The sequence below is a fragment of the Sodaliphilus sp. genome (assembly GCF_045598405.1).
Taxonomy (GTDB): Bacteria; Bacteroidota; Bacteroidia; order Bacteroidales; family Muribaculaceae; genus Sodaliphilus; species Sodaliphilus limicaballi.
Window position 1 is genome coordinate 44,577 of sequence record NZ_JAZLLZ010000006.1, and the last position, 14,597, is coordinate 59,173.

Annotated in this window: 14 protein-coding genes; 12 read left to right on the top strand and 2 right to left on the bottom strand. The window is 51.1% G+C overall.

Features of this window, described 5'->3' with window-relative positions; all coding sequences use genetic code 11:
- The first annotated feature begins 76 nt into the window (after positions 1-76).
- The 8 genes from ACKI3C_RS00515 to ACKI3C_RS00550 all read left to right on the top strand — a co-directional run bounded on the left by ACKI3C_RS00515 (position 77) and on the right by ACKI3C_RS00550 (position 6,607).
- Positions 77-430: a hypothetical protein gene (locus ACKI3C_RS00515; RefSeq protein ID WP_407401047.1), complete on the top strand. Its 354-nt coding sequence runs from the start codon at positions 77-79 to the stop codon at positions 428-430.
- A gap of 148 nt (positions 431-578) precedes the next feature.
- Positions 579-1,460, top strand: coding sequence for a glucose-1-phosphate thymidylyltransferase RfbA (rfbA, locus tag ACKI3C_RS00520; protein WP_407401048.1), 882 nt, complete (start codon positions 579-581; stop codon positions 1,458-1,460).
- Positions 1,450-1,860 (top strand): sugar 3,4-ketoisomerase, encoded by a 411-nt coding sequence (locus tag ACKI3C_RS00525; RefSeq protein WP_407401049.1) that lies wholly within the window; start codon positions 1,450-1,452, stop codon positions 1,858-1,860. Before rfbA ends, ACKI3C_RS00525 begins: the two co-directional genes overlap by 11 nt.
- A 39-nt stretch (positions 1,861-1,899) precedes the next feature.
- Positions 1,900-2,391 (top strand): 3'-5' exonuclease, encoded by a 492-nt coding sequence (locus tag ACKI3C_RS00530; protein WP_407401050.1) that lies wholly within the window; start codon positions 1,900-1,902, stop codon positions 2,389-2,391.
- Between the two features lie 130 nt (positions 2,392-2,521).
- Positions 2,522-2,965 (top strand): sugar 3,4-ketoisomerase, encoded by a 444-nt coding sequence (locus tag ACKI3C_RS00535; protein WP_407401051.1) that lies wholly within the window; start codon positions 2,522-2,524, stop codon positions 2,963-2,965.
- Positions 2,962-4,083 carry a DegT/DnrJ/EryC1/StrS family aminotransferase gene (locus ACKI3C_RS00540; protein ID WP_407401052.1) on the top strand — a complete coding sequence of 374 codons (1,122 nt, stop codon included), beginning with the start codon at positions 2,962-2,964 and terminating at the stop codon, positions 4,081-4,083. Before ACKI3C_RS00535 ends, ACKI3C_RS00540 begins: the two co-directional genes overlap by 4 nt.
- 27 nt (positions 4,084-4,110) lie before the next feature.
- Complete coding sequence (locus ACKI3C_RS00545) at positions 4,111-5,502, top strand: MBOAT family O-acyltransferase (protein ID WP_407401053.1); 1,392 nt, start codon at positions 4,111-4,113, stop codon at positions 5,500-5,502.
- Positions 5,503-5,587: 85 nt separating this feature from the next.
- Positions 5,588-6,607 carry a hypothetical protein gene (locus ACKI3C_RS00550; RefSeq protein ID WP_407401054.1) on the top strand — a complete coding sequence of 340 codons (1,020 nt, stop codon included), beginning with the start codon at positions 5,588-5,590 and terminating at the stop codon, positions 6,605-6,607.
- A 255-nt stretch (positions 6,608-6,862) separates the two neighbouring features.
- On the opposite strand, the gene ACKI3C_RS00555 is transcribed toward ACKI3C_RS00550, so the two are convergent.
- On the bottom strand, positions 6,863-7,066 hold the full coding sequence (locus ACKI3C_RS00555; RefSeq protein ID WP_407401055.1) for a hypothetical protein: 204 nt from the start codon (positions 7,064-7,066) through the stop codon (positions 6,863-6,865).
- Positions 7,067-7,517: 451 nt separating this feature from the next.
- Here ACKI3C_RS00555 and ACKI3C_RS00560 point away from each other — a divergent pair, with 451 nt between their 5' ends.
- Positions 7,518-8,486, top strand: a complete 969-nt coding sequence (locus ACKI3C_RS00560; RefSeq protein ID WP_407401056.1) for a restriction endonuclease subunit M — start codon at positions 7,518-7,520, stop codon at positions 8,484-8,486.
- Positions 8,487-8,495: 9 nt separating this feature from the next.
- The gene (locus ACKI3C_RS00565) at positions 8,496-12,533 is read left to right on the top strand and encodes an Eco57I restriction-modification methylase domain-containing protein (protein ID WP_407401057.1); all 4,038 of its coding nucleotides are present in this window, start codon (positions 8,496-8,498) and stop codon (positions 12,531-12,533) included.
- On the opposite strand, the gene ACKI3C_RS00570 is transcribed toward ACKI3C_RS00565, so the two are convergent.
- Complete coding sequence (locus ACKI3C_RS00570) at positions 12,476-12,928, bottom strand: hypothetical protein (RefSeq protein WP_407401058.1); 453 nt, start codon at positions 12,926-12,928, stop codon at positions 12,476-12,478. The genes ACKI3C_RS00565 and ACKI3C_RS00570 overlap by 58 nt on opposite strands.
- A 437-nt stretch (positions 12,929-13,365) precedes the next feature.
- Between ACKI3C_RS00570 and murI the strand changes: the two genes are divergently transcribed.
- Both murI and ACKI3C_RS00580 read left to right on the top strand, forming a co-directional pair.
- The gene (gene murI / locus ACKI3C_RS00575) at positions 13,366-14,199 is read left to right on the top strand and encodes a glutamate racemase (protein ID WP_407401059.1); all 834 of its coding nucleotides are present in this window, start codon (positions 13,366-13,368) and stop codon (positions 14,197-14,199) included.
- Entirely contained in the window at positions 14,196-14,480 is a 285-nt protein-coding gene (locus ACKI3C_RS00580) for a tetratricopeptide repeat protein (protein WP_407401060.1), read from the top strand. Before murI ends, ACKI3C_RS00580 begins: the two co-directional genes overlap by 4 nt.
- Positions 14,481-14,597: the final 117 nt, after the last annotated feature.

Consider the following 14,597-nt stretch of genomic DNA (forward strand, 5'->3'; position numbering starts at 1 on the left):
TTTTGACTTGTCAATTAAAGACATTAACTTTGCACCGCAAAACAACATTGATTAATAATTTAAAGACAATATTATTATGAAGAAAGCTATCACACTTTGTGTACTTGCGATGTATGCTTGCGTATGCTTCGCTGTGGCACAAAACAAGCAACATTGCGAGAAGAAAGCACATGCATGTGTAGAACAATGTGACAAGAAAGCACAGCACTGCCAAAAGCAGGAATGTGGCAAAGCCGAATGCAAGGCCGACAAGAAACAGTGCAAAGCCGACCAACAATGCGGCAAAGCCGAATGCAAAGCCGACAAGAAGCAGTGCAAGGCCGACAAGAAGCAGTGCAAGGCTGAATTGAAATGCGCAAAGCAAGAGTGCAAGGTCGAGAAGAAAGACTGCAAAGTAAGCAGAAAAAAAGAAAAAGCAGTGCGTGAGTAGTAGCTAAAAAGAGAGCTAAATAACTTGTTAAGCACGACAACGCGAATAGATGGCATCAGGGCTAAAACTCTAGTGCCATTACTTTTTTAGAATTTCTAGTTGTGTTTAATAAAAAAATATTATCTTTGTAAAAAAATTTGACAACGACATGAAAGGTATAGTACTCGCAGGCGGTTCAGGCACGCGCCTCTACCCCAGCACCAAAGGCGTGAGCAAGCAGTTGATTCCCATCTATGACAAACCGATGGTCTTCTACCCCATCTCGGTGCTTATGCTTGCGGGAATACGCGAGATTCTCATTATCTCCACGCCGCACGACCTGCCGCAGTTTGAGCGACTGCTGGGCACTGGCGAGGACCTAGGCGTCAAGTTCTCTTACGCCGAGCAACCGCGTCCCGAAGGCCTTGCACAGGCGTTCATCATAGGCAAAGACTTCATAGGCGACGACAGCGTGTGTCTCGTGCTGGGCGACAATATATTCTATGGCCAGCGTTTCACCGGCATGCTCATGGATGCAGTGAGAATGACCGATGAGCAGGATTGTGCTACCCTCTTTGCCTACAAGGTCAAGGATCCCGAGCGATTCGGCGTGGTGGCATTTGACGACCAGGGACGTGCCACAAGCATCGAAGAGAAACCCGCCGCACCCAAGTCAAACTATGCTGTGACAGGACTTTACTTCTACCCTAACGACGTGGTCAAAATAGCCCACACCATCAAGCCCTCGGCCCGTGGCGAACTCGAGATCACCACCGTCAACCAGGAATTCCTTGCCCAAGACCGCGTGCGCGTGCAGACCCTAGGCCGCGGATTTGCCTGGCTCGACACCGGCACTGCCGACTCTATGCTCGACGCCTCTAACTTCATCCAGACCATCGAGACCATGCAGGGCGTGCAGGTTGCAGCACTTGAAGAAATCTCCTTCCGCAAGGGATGGATCACTGCGCAGCAACTCAAAGAACTGGCCGAGCCAATGATAAAGAACCACTACGGACAATACCTCTTACGCCTCGCCGAGAATGGAATCTAACAAACCGCACATCATACAGTTACCCAAGATTACCGACCCGCGCGGAAACCTATCCATCGTGGAGAGCGAGCAGCATGTGCCGTTTGACATCAAGCGCGCCTACTGGATCTACGACGTGCCCAGCGGCATGCAGCGCTACGGACACGCATTCCGCACACAGCACGAGTTCATCATCGCCCTCTCGGGCAGTTTTGATGTCATACTCGATGACGGTAACGGCGAGCAGCTGTTTCACATGGACCGTGCCTACTACGGCCTGTATGTGCCGCCCATGACATGGCGACGCATCGAGAATTTCTCGTCAAACGCGGTGGTATATGTCCTTTCTAGTGAATTGTATGACCCAGAGGACTACATCGAGGACTTTGAGGAGTATAAGAGATTAAAGATTAAAGATTAAAGATTAAGGATTAAGGATTAAGGATTAGAGGGGATAATCATGCAAGACTTTGCTGCAATCGACTTTGAGACTGCTAATAACTGCCGATCGAGCGTATGCTCGGTGGGCATAGTCATTGTGCGCGGCGGAGTTATCATCGACAGCTACTATTCGCTCATACAACCCGAGCCCAACTACTATAGTTTCTTCTGCACCAGAGTCCATGGACTCACATGCTGCGACACCGATTGCGCGCCCCTATTCCCCCATGTGTGGGCACAGGTTGAGCCGCTCATTGAGGGACTGCCGCTGGTTGCACACAATGCACGTTTTGACGAGAGCTGTCTCAAAGCGGTGTTCCGCACCTACCAGATGGACTACCCCGACTACACATTCCTTGATACCCTGCGTGCTGCGAAGCATGCGTTTCCTCACGCCCCCAACCATCAACTTCACACCGTTGCCGCCATGTGTGGTCACCCCATGACAAACCATCACCACGCCCTCGCCGATGCCGAAGCCTGCGCCAACATCGCCATCGAAATCTTGTAAACATTGTAAATATTGCCTCGCTTTCAAAATTGACTAGGAAAAAGCTGTCAATGCTTCGTTTTTCGTTCTTCGTTTTTCGTTTTTCGTCAAATTGTTGTATCTTTGTGGTTTGGAAACAATTGAAACTACAATGGAAGTTAATCCTTACTTGACATCGAGCGTTGATAACTGCTGCATCATTGAGCTGTCGCGGCATCACCATGCCAACGGCAACCTCACCGTGGTGGAGGACAATGACCCCATCCCGTTCAAGATACGCCGCACTTACTACACCTACGACATTCCTGGCGGCGAGGAGCGTGGCGGGCATGCGCACCGTGCTCTCTATCAGCTCATCGTGGCCATCAGCGGTAGCTTCGACGTCGTTATCGATGATGGCGTCAAGCAGCGCACAGTCACTCTCAACCGTCCCTATCAGGGCCTGCTCATAACGCCCGGCATATGGCGTGTGCTCAATAACTTCACCTCGGGAGCCGTGTGCATGGTCCTTGCCAGCGAGCACTACGACGAGAGCGACTACACGCGCGAGTACAGCGACTTCCTTTCACTCACTCAAGACAAACGACAAGCATGAAATATCCTTTTCTCAGCCTCAAGCAGGCCAATTCTCCCTACGAGGACGAACTCAAGCAAGCCGCAGTGAGCGTCATCGACTCTGGCTGGTATCTCCACGGCAAGCACACCGAGCTGCTTGAGCAAGAAATCGCATCGCTGTGCCAGGCGCGCCACTGCATCGCCGTGAGCAACGGCCTGGACGCGCTGCGCCTGATTCTGCGTGCCTACATCGAGCTGGGCCGTCTCAACCGCGGCGACAAGGTCATCGTGCCGGGCAACACATTTGTGGCATCGGTGCTCGCCATCAGCGACAACGGGCTTGTGCCAGTGCTGTGCGACCCTGACCCCGTGACCATGAACCTGGACAGCAACTGCGTGGAGCGGCTCATCACACCCGAAGTTAAGGCCATCATGCCCGTCCACCTCTACGGCACCCCCTGCTGGGACGAGAAACTCAAGGATCTCGCCACACAACACAACCTGCTCGTGATCGAGGACAATGCCCAGGCCATAGGTGCGCAAGCCAGTGTGGACGGACTCAACGGCACCCGCACCACAGGCACCCTGGGTCACGCAGCAGGCATCAGCTTTTATCCCACCAAGAACCTTGGGGCACTGGGCGATGCCGGAGCAGTGACCACCTGCGACGACGATCTGGCGCGCACCGTGCGAGCGCTTGCTTCCTACGGCAGCGACCGTCGCTACCACAACATCTACTGCGGTTTCAACTGCCGCATCGATGAGATACAGGCCGCCATGCTGCGTGTGAAGCTGCGTCACCTCAACGAGGAGAACGCCCGCCGTGACGCCATCGCGCAGGCCTATAACGAAGCCATCACCCATGCAGGAGTCATCACCCCCGCACGGTTCGAGGGCATGAAGCAGGTGTGGCACCAGTACGTGATACGGGTAGTCACAGGCCGCGACGACTTCCGCGCCCGCTTGGAGCAGCTGGGCGTAGGCACCGATATTCACTATGCTACCCCGCCCCACTGCCAGCCCTGCTACGCCGGGCTTGAGCATGGCCCGCTTCCCGTCACCGAGCAGCTTGCCGGCGAAGTGGTGAGCCTGCCCATCGCACATCCCGTCACAGAGGACGATGCACGTGCCATAGCAGCAATCATCAACTCCCTGTAACCCTCCTTAACAAGCAGCCACGACCCTATGCAATTTGACTCCTATATCTACGCCATCTTCCTGCCGCTGGTGTTCACCCTCTACTGGGCACTTGCCAAGCGTCTGAAGTGGCAGAACGCCCTGCTGCTTGCCGCCAGCTACACCTTCTATGGCTGGTGGGACTGGCGTTTCCTGGGACTCATCATCGCCACATCGCTCACCACATGGGCTACGGGTCTGGCCATCGACAGCAGTTCTCACCGCAAGGCATGGGCTGCGATGAGCATAGTGTTCAACCTGGGCATACTGTTTGCGTTCAAGTACTTCAACTTCTTCAACGACGCGGCGACGTCACTGCTATCGTCGCTAGGCATGACGCCCGACTGGCCCACGCTGAACATCATCCTGCCCGTGGGCATCTCTTTCTACACCTTCCAGGCAATCAGCTACACGGTGGACGTGCTGCGCAAGGACATCAAGCCCACGCGCGACCTCACCGCATTCATGGTATATATAGCCTTCTTCCCGCAACTTGTGGCAGGCCCCATAGAGCGAGCCCGCGACCTGTTGCCCCAGTTCCTCAAGCCCAAGCAGTTTGACTATGCCACAGCAGTCACCGGCATGCGCCAGATACTGTGGGGACTCACTAAAAAGATAGTCATAGCCGACTCGCTGGGCGGTTACCTCGACACCATGCTCTACAACCCCGCCCAGGAGAGTGCCACCACGATAGTCATGGCAGCGTTCATCTTTGCCATGCAGATTTATGCCGACTTCAGCGGTTACAGCGACATCGCCATCGGTTCGGCAAGGCTGCTCAACATCAAGCTCAGCGCCAACTTCAAATACCCATTCCAGTCACGCTCGTGGAACGAGTTCTGGACCCGCTGGCACGTCACCCTCATGACATGGCTGCGCACTTATGTTTTCTATCCTTTGGGCGGCAGCCGTTGCTCCCGCTGGCGCACGTCACTCAACGTGATGGTCGTGTTCATCCTGTCAGGACTGTGGCATGGCGCAGCGTGGACATATGTGCTGTGGGGCACAGTGTGCGGACTGCTCATGCTGCCGCGGGTATTCATTACGCGTCCCAAGCACGAAGGCATAGCATCCTGGCGCGACCTGCCGCGGTGCTTCTTGCAGTTTGCCCTTTTTGGCCTCACACTGCTCATCTTCCGCGCTCACAGTCTCACTCACGTGGGAGAGATGTGCCATGCACTCGTTCACGGCAGCTGGACCACCCTGCCCCTAGGCATTACCGCACTTGCCTACATGCTGCCGCTCGCCGTTGCCGACTGGATGGGCCGACGCCACGAGTTCCCCTTGCAACACCTCCCCTTGCCCACCTGGGCACGATGGGCAATATACTGGACACTTCTCGCACTCATAGCCTATTACAGCACTGGCCAGCAAGTGAGTTACATCTATTTCCAGTTTTAGTTGAGAGTTGAGAGTTGAGAGTTGAGAGTTGAGAGTTTAATTAATATAATAAGTCATCGTTATCGTTCATCGTTATCGTTAAAAAATGACCCTACGTCGCTTCATATTGCGTAGCCTGCTGGCACTGCTCCCGGTGATAATCTTCATCGGCACCTACGCTGTGCTCGACCCATTCAAGGTGATCTACCGCTATGACGAGCCATCCGCTCCCGGCGACACCGTCGCCCTGGGCCACAATGCGGGGTTTGCGTCAATCAAATGCCTGGAGCGCAATCTCAAGGCCGGACGCACATACGACTCGTTTATCCTGGGTTCCTCCATGTCGCAAGCCTACAGCGCACGCGACTGGAGCGAGCATCTCCCCGCCGGCGCCAGCATCTTCCACCTCGATGCCAGCGAGGAAACACTGCAAGGCATGCTCGACAAGCTGCGCTACCTGCACGACCATGGCATCAAGGTGAGCAACGCCCTCATCATCATCGAGGAAGCAATGCTGCACCGCGACCCCAACGACACCAACTTCCTCTTTGTGCGTCCCAGCAGCACCACCCCCGATGTCAACTGGGTGCAGTTCCAGCTTGCATTCTTTGAGGTCTATAAGAACCCCACCTTTATAGGCTACAGCATTGCACCCTCACGGTTCCGCAGCACGATGCTCAAGAAACGCATGGCCACAGCAATGCTAGAAACCCACACCGACTCGACCAACGAGAACATCTTCACCAGTCTGGATAGCCTCATCGCTGCCGACCCCGATGCCTATTTCAGCACTAAAAGACTGCAATCCAACTACTACTGCCCGCCTCCGTCACCCGAGTGTCCAGGCATTACCCCCGAGCGCGAACGCATCATCGAGCAGATTGCAGCCATTATGCTCGACGGCGGCACCGACTACCGCGTGATAGTGCCTCCGCGCTTCAACCGCCAGCAGCTTCACCCCTGCGACCTCGCCGTGCTTCACACCCACTTCGGAGCCCAGCGCGTGCACGACTACAGTCATCACCCATACAGCACCGACCCGCGTGCCTACTATGACTGGGCAGCCCACCTCACCACATCCCGCTGCGCAGCCCTGCTCCACGATGCCTACACCACAGGCCGCTGACCCTGCTAAACTGAGTTGCTTGGTTCACGTGCGAAGGAAGTGCATTTTTTTTGAGATTTATCACTTTTATCGCAGTTATCAGCATTATCACGTTTATCACATTTATCACTTTGATCACTTTTCTGCGGGCGCTGGACCAATTTCAGGGCGTTTTTTGGTCCAAAACGGAAGTGACTGCTAGCATGAAAAAGCAGGATGTTTCGTGATAGCCCCATTTTCCTGCAAAAATAAAGCACATCACCCCAAACCACCCCATCAACCAAGCAAGTGACGGAAGACCCCGATGATGCTCGCGGGAGAAACCGCGAGAACGGGACCGAGAACGGGACCAGCAGCAAGAACGGGAGCAGGACCAGCAGCTGACGCTGCTGGCACGGGGGCTTGCTGGCGGAAGACCAGGGTGGCAGGAACGAGGAGCAGGGGCTCGCGGGAGAAACTGCGAGAACTTAATAAAGCCAAAACTAGTGATGAAAAAAAATAGGTGCAGTTGCAAGAAGTTTGAAAAATAATTCTTACCTTTGGAAAATCATTGGGACGGCATGCCAGGACACGGGTGCCGCAGTGTCACGGAGGTGGCACACTCCCAATGAGTTAAATTATAGATAACGAAAGCGTTATAAGATATTGTCCTTTCCTGAAAGTTCCACAAAATTCAGCACTCAAGGACAATCGACAATAGCGCTCACGCTTGGTGCATATACTGTGCCCATATATGTCGTATGGGTATATTATATCCTATAGCGTGGGCCATTGTTTGTCGTTTGAGTGCAGCTCGTGGAACAGCTCAGGAAGAACGACAATTCAATGGTTCCACGCTTTTTTTGTGCACCCAGGCGGTCAATAGGAACCCAGCCGCCATGTAAACACCAAGGGAATCGCTTCCCGCCTTCAACGAGGGCAAAGTGACGCAATGCAATTTGGGATAGACATTTCAGAGAACGACATTCTATCGCTGGGCGACGACATATTGCAAGAATTGCTCATCGACCACACCACCCACAAGAACATCTTCTGGGCAACTACTGACTACGAGTCATTAGGGGCTGGATACTCATTTGATGACCCCATATTGCCCCAACTCATAACAGGCGACCGTGATCGCGTGATAATGCCTCGTGTGCTCAAGTCAAAGACCAACCAGCGCAACCGCTCCAAGGAGATGGCCGAGGTGTTTACTCCCTCATGGGTGTGCAACAAGCAGAACAACCTCATTGACGAGGCATGGTTTGGCCGTGCCTCGGTTTTTAATACCGAGGGAGACAAATCGTGGCAAGCCACCACAGGCAAGATTGAGTTCCCCGCGGGAAAAACATGGCGAGACTATGTGCGCGACACACGCCTGGAAATCACTTGTGGCGAGGCACCATATCTTGTAAGCCGTTATGACACGACCACAGGCATCCCCATTCCCATTGAGCAACGCATAGGACTCCTTGACCGCAAGTTGCGCATCATCAGCGAGAATGCGGATGACAGCGGGTTGTGGCTCGAAATGGCACAGGAAGCCTACAAGAACATCTATGCCTATGAATGGCAAGGCGACAATCTGCTACTGGCTCGCGAGGCATTGTTGTGCACTTTTATTGAGTATTATGTTGCTAAATTTGGCAAGATGCCACAGCCTAAATCGATCAAATATATTGCCTATATCATCGCATGGAATGTGTGGCAGATGGATGGACTAAAGATGGTTGTCCCCTGCTCTTGCGACAAGGTTTATAGCACAGGCGACCTTTTCTCTCCTGAGCCAGTGAAACAAGAATGTCCTGCCTGCAAGAATGGTGCACACAAGGGGCACATAGGCACTCGCTGCATAATACGCGACTGGCGAAAACCGCGAGAGAAACAGAAAATACCATTTGTTACACTAATAAAATAATGTAATACTATGAGATATGAGTCATCACTAAAGTCCAAACTAATCTATGTGTTCCGCATTAATGACAAGGCTCATGAGCACTGTGTCAAGATAGGCGAGGCAACACTAAACGAGATGCCGTCGCTTGATGCCCAGCCCAACTGCAAGGAACTAAACCAGGCAGCCAAGCGTCGCATCAACCAGTACACACAGACGGCAGGCATAGCCTACGACCTGCTACACACCGAGCTAACCTTCTATATCCACGGAGGGGTACTGAAGTCATTCAATGACAAGGAAGTACACGACGTGTTGCGTCGCTCTGGCGTGAAGCGTCACAGCTTTGCCACCGACAAGCAAGGTACCGAGTGGTTTGAATGTGACCTTAACACAGTGCTTGAAGCGATCAAGGCGGTAAAGGCCGGACACAGTGCCCTAAACGGAGCACAAATAACTCACGACAAGAACCCCATCAAATTTCGCCCCGAGCAAAAAGAAGCTATTAGCAAAACAGTAAAGAAATTTGCTCACGATGGAGCACACATGTTGTGGAATGCCAAAATGCGATTTGGCAAAACATTGTCCTCTCTACAGGTAGTAAAGGAATGTAAGTTTCACCGCACATTGATATTTACTCATCGTCCAGTGGTTGATGCAGGATGGTTTGATGACTTTAACAAGATTTTCCTTGAGGGAGGCAAAGTGTTTCGCTACGGTTCTAAAAATAATGGGTTTACATTTCAAGAACTGGAAGCCGATGCCCAACGCAACCCCGCATGGCACTATATCTATTTTGCATCGATGCAAGACTTGCGAGGATCAAAAGAAGTGGGAGGAAAGTTTGACAAGAATGATGACATCTTCAATGCCCATTGGGACTGTCTCATCATTGACGAGGCACACGAGGGCACACGCACCGAGCTGGGCAAGAATGTAATTGAATCGCTCACGCGTGAGCACACTCGCACGCTCAACCTGTCAGGCACACCGTTCAACATGCTTGATGATTTCAACGAGGACGAGGTCTATACATGGGATTACGTCATGGAACAAGAAGCCAAGCAACGGTGGGAACTAGAACACTTTGGCGATCCAAACCCCTACGCAGGACTGCCCCGACTCAATATTTTCACATTTGACCTGGGCAAGATGGTTGGAGAGTATGCCGATGTTGAGGACCGCGCTTTCAATTTCAAAGAATTCTTCCGTACATGGACAGGTGACCCTGGACGCGATCATGTGGATATGCCCAACGCATCGCTAGAAGGACGATTTGTTCACGAGAGCGATGTAAAACACTTCCTTGACTTGATTGTAAAGTATGACCCTGAAAGCAACTACCCATATAGCACCATTGAGTATCGCAAGAATTTCCGCCACTCGCTGTGGATGCTTCCTGGAGTAAAAGAGGCTCGCGCATTGAGCGCACTATTACAGCAACACAAGGTGTTCTCGCAGTTTAATATCATCAATGTGGCAGGCGACGGCGATGAGGAAGCCGAGAGTGACGAGGCACTGAAAATGGTTGAAAATGCAATGGGCAAAAAACCCGAGGACACTTACACAATCACCTTGTCATGCGGACGACTCACCACCGGCGTTACTGTGCGCCCATGGACGGCAGTCTTTATGCTTGCTGGCAGTGCGCAGACTGATGCCAAAGCCTACATGCAAACAATCTTCCGAGTTCAGTCACCTTATCAAACTCCCAGCGGCAAGCGCAAGGAAGAGTGCTTCGTCTTTGACTTTGCCCCCGACCGCACCCTCAAAGTGATAGCCAAAGTAGCACATGTAACCGCAACCAAGGGCAAGATACAGAGTAGCGATGACAAGGCAGTAATGGGACGATTCCTCAACTTTTGCCCTATCATTGGATATAACGGCACCCGCATGGATCGCCTTGATGTAAACGGCATGCTTGAGCAGTTGAAGCGTGTGTATGTTGACCGCGTGGTAAAACAGGGATTTGAAGACTCACACCTGTATAATGACAACCTGCTCAAGCTGAATGACGTGGAGTTGAAACTATTTGCCGACCTCAAGCGTGAGATAGGGTCAACTAGTGCCAATCACAATACAAGTGATGTTGACATCAACAAGCAAGGACTCACCGACGAGCAATATGAACAGGTGGTAAAAGCAAGCAGAAAAAAGAAAAAAGAGCTTACCGAGGAAGAAAAGCAACTGCTTGAGGAACTCAAAGAAAAGAAAAAGAACCGCTCAAATGCAATCTCAATTTTGCGAGGTATCTCAATTCGTTTCCCACTACTAATCTACGGAGCCGAACTAACCAACGAAGATGATGAGGTCACAATCGATAACTTTGCGCAACTCATTGACGACCAGTCTTGGAGCGAATTTATGCCCAAGGGGGTAACGAAGGAGCGCTTTGCCCAGTTTGTCAAGTATTATGACCCCGATATATTTCGTGCTGCAGGTCGCCAGATACGAGACATGGCACGTGCCGCCGACACCCTCGCCCCGACAGAACGAGTGAAACGCATCTCGGCAATCTTCTCGTGTTTCCGCAATCCCGATAAAGAAACAGTGCTCACCCCGTGGCGCGTGGTGAATATGCACATCAGTGACACATTGGGCGGCTGGGATTTCTATGACGAAACGCATGACGAGGCACATGGCAAGTTGGAAAAGCCTCGCCATGTGGTTCGTGACGAGGTAACCGAGCGCGTGTTTAGCGACCCTGATACTCGCATACTTGAAATCAACTCCAAGACAGGACTTTATCCACTATATGTAGCATATAGCGTGTTTGCCGAGCGTTGCCGTCGTTATCGCGAAGAGCACATGCTGGCAACCGACTTGGCCGATGCGACACAAATAGAGTTGTGGGACAAGACACTTGCCGAGAATATATTTGTGATTTGCAAAACCCCAATGGCAAAAAGCATTACTCGCCGCACCTTGCGAGGATTTCGCCAAGTCAAGGTCAACGCCCGGTATTTTGAAGACTTAATTAATCAAATTAAAAACAAACCAGACCAGTTTATTGCTCGCATCTCAAACGGCAAAACATACTGGAAAGCAAACGATATCCATCAAATGAAATTCAACGCAATAGTAGGAAACCCACCATACCAGATTGTTAATGCAAATGATAATCAAAATAGAAACACTCCGATATATCATTTATTTGTTAATATTGCAATAAATCTACCAACTAATTATGTCTCAATGGTAATTCCTGCAAGATGGTACTTCCCTAATATATTGCTTGGAGATTTCACACATAAATTTGTTTCAGACACAAGATTATCATATTTACATGATTTCCCTAATGCAACAAATATATTCCAAAATGTTGAGATAAAAAGCGGTGTTTGTTATTTCCTTTGGGATAAGAATCATGATGGAATGTGTAACATTGATATGACAATTAATGATATCACTACTCAATCTAAAAGATATATAAAATCACGATTTGATGATGGTTTTATAAGATATAATCAAGCGATACCAATTTTAGAAAAAGTTCATACAAATGACTTTATTTCGTTTTCACAAATAGTTTCTCCACAAAACCCATTTGGATTTAACACAGCCATTAAGGGTTGCAAAGAGAAGAATTCAGATTCTGTGATTATAATTTCAAAAGGGAAAGAAGGTCTAGATGAACGCTACATTAATAGAAGTTCAGTTTCTCTTCATACTGAGTGGATTGACCAAATAAAGATACTAACATCAAAAGCCGCTGAAGACGGTATGTTACCAGGAAAAGTAATAGCAAAATTATATGTAATTGGTAAAGGGATGTGTTGTAATGGAACATATCTATTAATTGGGCCATTTGGAGATAATACTACTATATGTCAAAATACTTTGGCATATTTGAAAACAAAATTCCTTCGATTCCTTGTTGGGATAAAGAAACCAACACAAGATTTAAAAGACAAATCATTTACATTAGTTCCACTCCAGGATTTTAGCGAGAATAGTGACATTGACTGGAGTGTTAGTGTTGCTGAGATTGACCGTCAACTTTACAGGAAATATCACCTTAGCGAGGATGAGGTTGAATATATAGAGAGCATGATTAAGCCAATGGAATGAACTCGCGGGAGAAACCGCGAGAACGGGACTAACAGCGGGAACGGCAGCGGGAACGGCAACGGGAACGGCAGCGGACGCTGCTGGCACGGGGGCTTGCTTGCCGAGCGGGAGGACTGGCGGGAGGAGACTGCCTGGCGAGGCTCGCGGGAGAAACCGCGAGAACGGGACCGGCTGCGGCACCAGCAGCAAGAACGGGAGCAGGACCAGCAGCTGACGCTGCTGGCACGGGGGCTTGCTTGCCGAGCGTGAGAACTGGCGGGCGGAGACTGCCTGGCGAGGCTTGCGGGAGAAACTGCGGGGACGGGACCGGCTGCGGGACCAGCAGCAAGAACGAGACCGAGAACGGGAACGGCAGCGGGAACGGGAGCAGGACCAGCAGCTGACGCTGCTGGCACGGGGGCTTGCTGGGGTGATGAGGATGCGAGGTGATGTGGAGGCAGAGAAATGACAAAACTATAAGGAAATGGATGGATTTTAGTTTAAATCTGTAGCAAAGATGATAAAAAGCGGGGGGTTTGTAATATTTTTGACATTTTTTGCTCAAAATATTTGGTGGATATAAAAAAAGTGCTTACCTTTGCATCGGTTTTCATGGTATTAGTTTTTTAAGGTAATGAATTCCCAGGCGTCGAGATGACGGTTGCGTGTTTTCAAAATATTTTGTTTAAGGTTTATGTTAATGGTATTAGAAGGTTAATTAGTTAAGCAATCCCCGACGTTGATGTCGAGGATTATTTTTTTGTGCTTTATCATTCAGTTTTCTCTGCTCGTGAAAATTATTTCTAGTCATGTGATGGGATAATAAAGTAATTTCATTAACTTTGCAGTTGTTATGGACATTGACAAGAAAATGGGCCCCATCGGGGTGTTTGACTCGGGATTCGGCGGGCTGTCGATCTTGCGCGAGATAAGGCGTGAGTTGCCGCAGTATGACTACGTGTTTGTGGGCGACAATGCTCGCGCACCTTATGGCACGCGGTCGTTCCAGCTGGTGTATGAGTTCACGTTGCAGGCTGTGAAGCATCTTTTTGACCAAGGTTGCCAGCTGGTGATACTGGCGTGCAACACGGCGTCGGCCAAGGCGTTGCGCACGATACAGCAGCGGGACTTGCCGCTCATCGACCCCGACCGTCGTGTTCTGGGCGTGATAAGGCCCACCGTTGAGGCTGTGGGCGAGATCTCGCGCACGGGTCATGTGGGCGTGTTCGGCACTCCGGGCACCATAGCCAGCGGCAGCTATGACATTGAGATAAAGAAACTTCACCCTCACTTTGAGGTCTATGGCCATGCGTGCCCCATGTGGGTGCCTCTGGTGGAGAACAGTGAGAGCGACGGCCCTGGCGCCGATTACTTTGTGAAGAAGGACATCGATGCGCTGCTGGCTATGGACGGCGACATAGACACGGTGATACTGGGCTGCACGCACTACCCGCTGCTGTTGCCCAAGGTGCGTCAGTTCATGCCCGAAGGCATCAATGTGGTGGCGCAGGGCGACATCGTGGCTCGTAGCCTCAGGGATTACTTGACACGTCACCTCGAAATGGAGGAGCGTTGCTCGAAGGGCGGCGTGTGCCGATATACCACGACCGACGATGCCGAGAAGTTTGGCACTCTAGCGAGTGTTTTCATGGGCGAGGAAGTAACAGCCACCAAGGTGAAGCTATGACCAGAATCGACGACATCAAGCGACTGCTGGGCGAAGGCCTGACGAGCGATGCCATTGACACCGCCACCGCCCTGCTAGAACGTGCAGGCATCAGCGATAAGGACCGTGCGACGGCGTACTACCTACGGGGCAATGCCCACCGCAAGGCTGGCGACTGGCGACTAGCGATGAACGACTACCTGGAGGGGGCAACATTGGAGCCCGATGGCCCTGCCGCAATGGCCTACAATCATGCGCAAGAGATATTGAATTTTTACCACAAAGATTTATACAATCCTTAATACCTCAAATCCGCAGTATAAAATTTGTTAACGTTTTTGCACGCGTTAGAGGGGCATCGCCTGGCCGGATCGGTGGCAACGTGCTAAGTTCTGTGTGTTTTTGTCACGAGCGGGCAC

Excerpts from the sequence above, each read along its gene's own strand:
- murI (WP_407401059.1), top strand. The coding sequence starts at position 13,366 with ATGGACATTGACAAGAAAATGGGCCCCATCGGGGTGTTTGACTCGGGA.
- rfbA (WP_407401048.1), top strand. The coding sequence starts at position 579 with ATGAAAGGTATAGTACTCGCAGGCGGTTCAGGCACGCGCCTCTACCCC.
- ACKI3C_RS00580 (WP_407401060.1), top strand. The coding sequence starts at position 14,196 with ATGACCAGAATCGACGACATCAAGCGACTGCTGGGCGAAGGCCTGACG.
- ACKI3C_RS00565 (WP_407401057.1), top strand. The coding sequence starts at position 8,496 with ATGAGATATGAGTCATCACTAAAGTCCAAACTAATCTATGTGTTCCGC.
- ACKI3C_RS00530 (WP_407401050.1), top strand. The coding sequence starts at position 1,900 with ATGCAAGACTTTGCTGCAATCGACTTTGAGACTGCTAATAACTGCCGA.
- ACKI3C_RS00560 (WP_407401056.1), top strand. The coding sequence starts at position 7,518 with ATGCAATTTGGGATAGACATTTCAGAGAACGACATTCTATCGCTGGGC.
- ACKI3C_RS00545 (WP_407401053.1), top strand. The coding sequence starts at position 4,111 with ATGCAATTTGACTCCTATATCTACGCCATCTTCCTGCCGCTGGTGTTC.
- ACKI3C_RS00535 (WP_407401051.1), top strand. The coding sequence starts at position 2,522 with ATGGAAGTTAATCCTTACTTGACATCGAGCGTTGATAACTGCTGCATC.
- ACKI3C_RS00525 (WP_407401049.1), top strand. The coding sequence starts at position 1,450 with ATGGAATCTAACAAACCGCACATCATACAGTTACCCAAGATTACCGAC.
- ACKI3C_RS00515 (WP_407401047.1), top strand. The coding sequence starts at position 77 with ATGAAGAAAGCTATCACACTTTGTGTACTTGCGATGTATGCTTGCGTA.
- ACKI3C_RS00540 (WP_407401052.1), top strand. The coding sequence starts at position 2,962 with ATGAAATATCCTTTTCTCAGCCTCAAGCAGGCCAATTCTCCCTACGAG.
- ACKI3C_RS00550 (WP_407401054.1), top strand. The coding sequence starts at position 5,588 with ATGACCCTACGTCGCTTCATATTGCGTAGCCTGCTGGCACTGCTCCCG.